Source organism: Vibrio sp. 10N.222.48.A3, assembly GCF_041475345.1.
Classification (GTDB): domain Bacteria; phylum Pseudomonadota; class Gammaproteobacteria; order Enterobacterales; family Vibrionaceae; genus Vibrio; species Vibrio tasmaniensis_A.
Genome location: NZ_JBFRVX010000606.1, coordinates 1 through 4,669, shown reverse-complemented (window position 1 = coordinate 4,669; position 4,669 = coordinate 1). Strand labels below are relative to the sequence as shown.

Annotated in this window: 3 protein-coding genes and 2 pseudogenes; 4 read left to right on the top strand and 1 reads right to left on the bottom strand. The window is 46.5% G+C overall.

The features are described from left to right. Nucleotides 1–258 precede the first annotated feature (258 nt). The 4 genes and pseudogenes from AB4653_RS16955 to AB4653_RS16940 all read left to right on the top strand — a co-directional run bounded on the left by AB4653_RS16955 (nt 259) and on the right by AB4653_RS16940 (nt 4,311). A pseudogene (locus AB4653_RS16955) lies at nt 259–648 on the top strand (phage integrase N-terminal SAM-like domain-containing protein). 108 nt (nt 649–756) lie between these two features. After that, nucleotides 757–1,656 carry a homocysteine S-methyltransferase family protein gene (locus tag AB4653_RS16950; RefSeq protein ID WP_009845958.1) on the top strand — a complete coding sequence of 300 codons (900 nt, stop codon included), beginning with the start codon at nt 757–759 and terminating at the stop codon, nt 1,654–1,656. A gap of 113 nt (nt 1,657–1,769) precedes the next feature. Next, complete coding sequence (locus AB4653_RS16945) at nt 1,770–2,780, top strand: Gfo/Idh/MocA family protein (protein WP_009845959.1); 1,011 nt, start codon at nt 1,770–1,772, stop codon at nt 2,778–2,780. A 10-nt stretch (nt 2,781–2,790) separates the two neighbouring features. Beyond that, nucleotides 2,791–4,311, top strand: a complete 1,521-nt coding sequence (locus AB4653_RS16940) for an SgrR family transcriptional regulator (protein WP_009845960.1) — start codon at nt 2,791–2,793, stop codon at nt 4,309–4,311. On the opposite strand, the pseudogene AB4653_RS16935 reads toward AB4653_RS16940, so the two are convergent. Further along, nucleotides 4,312–4,669 (bottom strand): annotated as a pseudogene (locus tag AB4653_RS16935) (glutathione synthase); the annotation flags it as partial.

The window sequence follows — 4,669 nt, the reverse complement described above, 5'->3', positions numbered from 1 at the left end:
AACCAACTGAATGCTATGCATTTAATATAAAAGTGGGTCTAAACATTAAGTGTGAAAACGTGCAAGCACATATTGCCGACTATGTAACGCTCGGCCTCATTCTTAACCACCGACAAATCTGCATTGTAATCAATAATTTAAAATAAACCTCTCGTTAAATTCGTGCTCAATCAGAGTTAAAAACCACTCTTTTTTAAGTCATTAATTATTCTACAAGCAATAAACTGTCTGTATGTACAGATTTTGTGAGGGGAATATATGGCGAGTCAATTCATGCAGGCAATTTGCGAACATATGACGATGCGAGGCTATAGTCGCAAGACAATCAAAGCCTACTGTTACTGGATAAAATACTTCATTCATTTTCATAAGCTTAAACACCCTGAACAGATGCATGCCGCTGAAGTTGTCTCCTTTCTTTCTCATTTAGCTAATCAACAAAAAGTCGCCATCAATACTCAAAAGGTAGCTCTCAATGCTCTAGCCTATTGATACAATCAATTTATTAAGCAACTTCTAAAGTCAGGCTCCGATATCAGAACGGTTCAAGAGCTACTGGGGCACAGTGATGTCAAGACAACTCAAATATACACTCACGTTATTGGGCAACACTTTAGTGGCACGACTAGCCCACTAGACGGCCTATAGCGAAACTCCCTCATCGATAGTTGAACCTTGGCTTGATGGCTTCTGTCTAGCAAAGTTGTCTGATATGGTGACGGCAGAACTTCAGCAATTGTTTAGATAGTATTGAATATGAAAACACTAACCATACTTGATGGCGGCATGGGCCGAGAACTCAAAGAAATTGGCGCGCCATTTTCTCAACCACTTTGGAGTGCTCAAGCGCTGATTGAGGCACCCGATTTTGTTAGCCAAGCGCATCAAAACTTTGTCGATGCTGGTGCTGAAATCCTGATCACCAATAGCTACGCCTGTGTACCTTTTCATTTGGGTGAAGAGCTGTTCAAACAACAAGGTTTTGAACTCGCAGAGCTATCTGGCGAACTGGCTAAAGCCGTTGCTGACAATGCCCCTCACACAGTGAAAGTAGCAGGCGCGATTCCACCGCCATTTGGCAGCTACCGACCAGACTTGTTTAAGGTCGAAGAAGCAGCCCCTATCATTCAAACCCTTTACGATGCGCAAGACCCAAACATCGACCTTTGGATCGCGGAAACGATTTGTAGCCTGCAAGAATTCGAATCCATTCATGCAGTACTCAAGCAATCAAACAAACCGTGTTATTACGCCTTTAGTTTGGAAGACACCAAGGGCGATTCTGCCAGCATTCGTTCTGGCGAGAGCGTAACAGACGCCATCAAACTGGCCTGCCAATCCAACGCTACAGGCGTTATGTTTAATTGCTCAGTGCCTGAAGTGATGGATCAAGCCATCATCGATACTAAAAAAGTGATCGAAGAACTAGGCTGTGATCTGGAAATCGGTGTCTATGCGAACAACTTCGCGCCGATCAGCAGCGAACATGAGGCCAATGACATGCTTCAAGAGATGCGTGAGCTGGATGGCCAAGGTTACCTAGCTTACGCCAAACGCTGGCACGCATTGGGTGCGAATATCGTCGGTGGCTGTTGTGGCATCGGACCAAAACACATTCAAGCCCTAGCCGATTGGAAACGCTCCCTACAGAGCTAATCCTGAGCTTCAACTAGAATAAAATAAATAGAGAACAGGTTGAGAAATCTGTTCTCTATTTGTATGTGGCGTCTCTGAGTACACTGAGACAAAACAACGATTTGGAGTAACTGATGAGCGACACGCAACGCAAAATTAAATGGGGCATCGCAGGGCTAGGTAATATCGCGAATCGATTCGCAGCGGCAGTCACAGAGCACTGTTTGCATGGTGAGCTTTATGCGGTTGCCGCGAGAGACCATACACGCGCAGCCACGTTCGCCAACAAGTTTGGTTGCGACAAGGCTTATGGTTCTTATGAAGAGATGGCGAATGACCCAGCAGTAGAAGCGGTTTACATCGCCACCGTTCACCCATACCACCAGCCACTCGCAGAACTGTTTCTAAAGAACAATAAGCACGTATTGGTCGAGAAGCCGGCTTTTACCAACCTTGCTGACTGGCTTGAGATGAAAGCCCTCGCCAAGCAAAATGGCGTGATGCTGTTAGAAGCGATGAAAACCGTGGTGTTTCCCGCGTATCGTGAGCTCCAATCATTCTTGGTCGATAACCACATTCAAATAGATTCAATCGAAGCCAGCTTTGGCAACCATCACGACTATGAGCCCGATTTGTTTATCTTCAATCCGGATTTGTCAGGCGGATCAACGCTCGATGTTGGGGTCTATGGGCTTTGGTTCTTCTACGATCTATGCCGAACACTGGGTGTGAACCCTTCAAAACCTCAGGTAAAGATGTCGTGTCTTTATGAGGGGGCAAATGTTGATACCGATGCGTACTTTACCTTCTCTGGTGATATGAACGGTAAGATATCGGCATCAACAGTGCAAAACCTTCCCCGATCAGCGCACTTGAGTGGGCCTGATACTAAGATCACCATTCACGAAAAATGGTGGAATCCGGCCTTTATTGAGATTGAACATCAAGGGAAAAAATCGACCATCAACTACCCAGTGACAGGGAATGGATTCGAGTTTGAAATCGACCATTTTTCAGATTTGGTGCTTCAAGGCAAAACTGAATCGAATATCCTAAGATCAGAGATAACCTCTCGAGTTCTCGATACGATGGAAAACGCACTCATTGACTCTGGCTATCCACATTTAACTCAACCTCGTCGTTAGGAAAAGCAAATTGGGCAACCTTAAGCGCAAGCTTGAACTGTATGAAAAGATATTTCAGGCTTTTGGGCCTGGAGTATCACATTGTCAGGTTAACCAACTGGCCACACTGCTGCACGTGAGTGAACGTCACGTTCAAACCTTACTCAAAGCGATGACAGCGCAAGGCTGGATTGAGTGGCAAGCCAGTTCAGGCCGAAGTAAGAAAGCACAGCTGACGTGTCTGGTTGAGCCCATTGAGGCGTGTTACCAATACGCACAAACCCAAGCCGATGCGGGTAATATAGAACAGGTGTTTAGCACCTTAAGCTTCAATGGCCGCAATGCTGGCGCTGAGTTGCAAGCCTTTCTAAGCAATACCAATTCGTCGGCGCAGAATATCGCGTATATCCCGTTTCACCGAGAGCTCGAGGCTCTTCACCCTCAACGAGTACTTAGACGCACCGAACGCTTCCTAGTGATGCAAGTTTGCCAACGCCTAACCTCTGTTAAGCACGGTAAACTCAGCGGCGATCTGGCTTATCATTGGCAGCCTAATGAAGATGCGACACGGTGGCACTTTCAAATACGTAATGGCGTTCACTTTCATAAAGGTCGAACACTCGAACCTCAAGACATAGCGCGCAACCTTAATTCACTCTGCCAAAGCAAAATATGGCGTCGCTGTTATCAGCATATTGATGAGGTCTCTGCCTCGGCAGGTAATGTGGTTGTCGTGAAATTGAATCAACCTGATTGGCATTTACCGCGCTTACTTTCCAGAGTTGAAGCCTCCGTATTTGATCCCTCATCACCGACTGATAGGCTGATTGGATCTGGCGCGTTCTCATTAGACATCTTCTCAAGCAAGATGTTGAGATTAAGCCGTAATAGCGCGTATTCACACAGCACGCCGATTCTCAATCGAGTCGAGTTGTGGGTCTATCCAGAATGGGCACAGAGCAAAGCCTGCGCTCAAAATCAGGTGTGCGTGAAACTGCCCGAAAAGACCACCAACGTGCGTGGTGGCGACCATTATTCCAAACCGGAATTCGGCTCAACCTTCTTTAAGATTCAAAACCCAGCGTTGTCGAAAACAGAGCGTGAATTCACCGTTGAAGACACCTCTGAATGCCAAGCCCTTTTCGAGCTGTTGTCTGTGTCTGGCGACCACAAAACCAGCGTGGAATATGGAAACTACCTAACTAGCTACCTAACAACCAAAGACGTCGTGTTGTGCAGCATTATTGATGAGAACGACCCCTTCACTTCGTGGTTAAGCTTTTTCACTCGCTTCCCGTTTGAGGACTTGGCGCTGCCTGCTGAAATGCTAGAGAAAATCCAACAAGGCTTAGCCGAAATAAGAAACCAGCCAAACTTTGAATTAGCGATGAATGCACTGTTGGCATTCAAGCATTGGTTGAATGCAACTGGGAATGTGGTTGAGCTTAAGCAAGAGGCGTTCAACTTAGAGGTTTCTGAAAAGATACACGGCGCGCAAGTGAATGGTTTCGGTTGGTGCGAACTCGATCAGTTGTGGATTAACCATTTGTAACTAATCAATCAACACCAACGAATCTAGAATGCCTTTGCCGCTGTGGATTCCACCTTCGTTTTCGCTGGCGGGTTTGCTGCGGATTAAGTAACCCGCGTAACCTTCCAGTTCGGTCACTGGCTTACCTTGGTAGTAAGCGGTAAATAGGCCGACTTCGCTGACTAAATCTGTCACTAGCGTTTGTTGAGTGTCACGCACTGCAATGGTTGGTACGTCGCGTTGGTGTGGATACAAGCGCTGCATCAATGCCCACGCATCGTACTCTTCTGGTTTAAGCTGGCTCAGTTGTTCGCTGATGTCGTCACCAAATACACAATGGCCACCGCCCTCACCTTGGTTTTTCAGCACCCACTCTTGC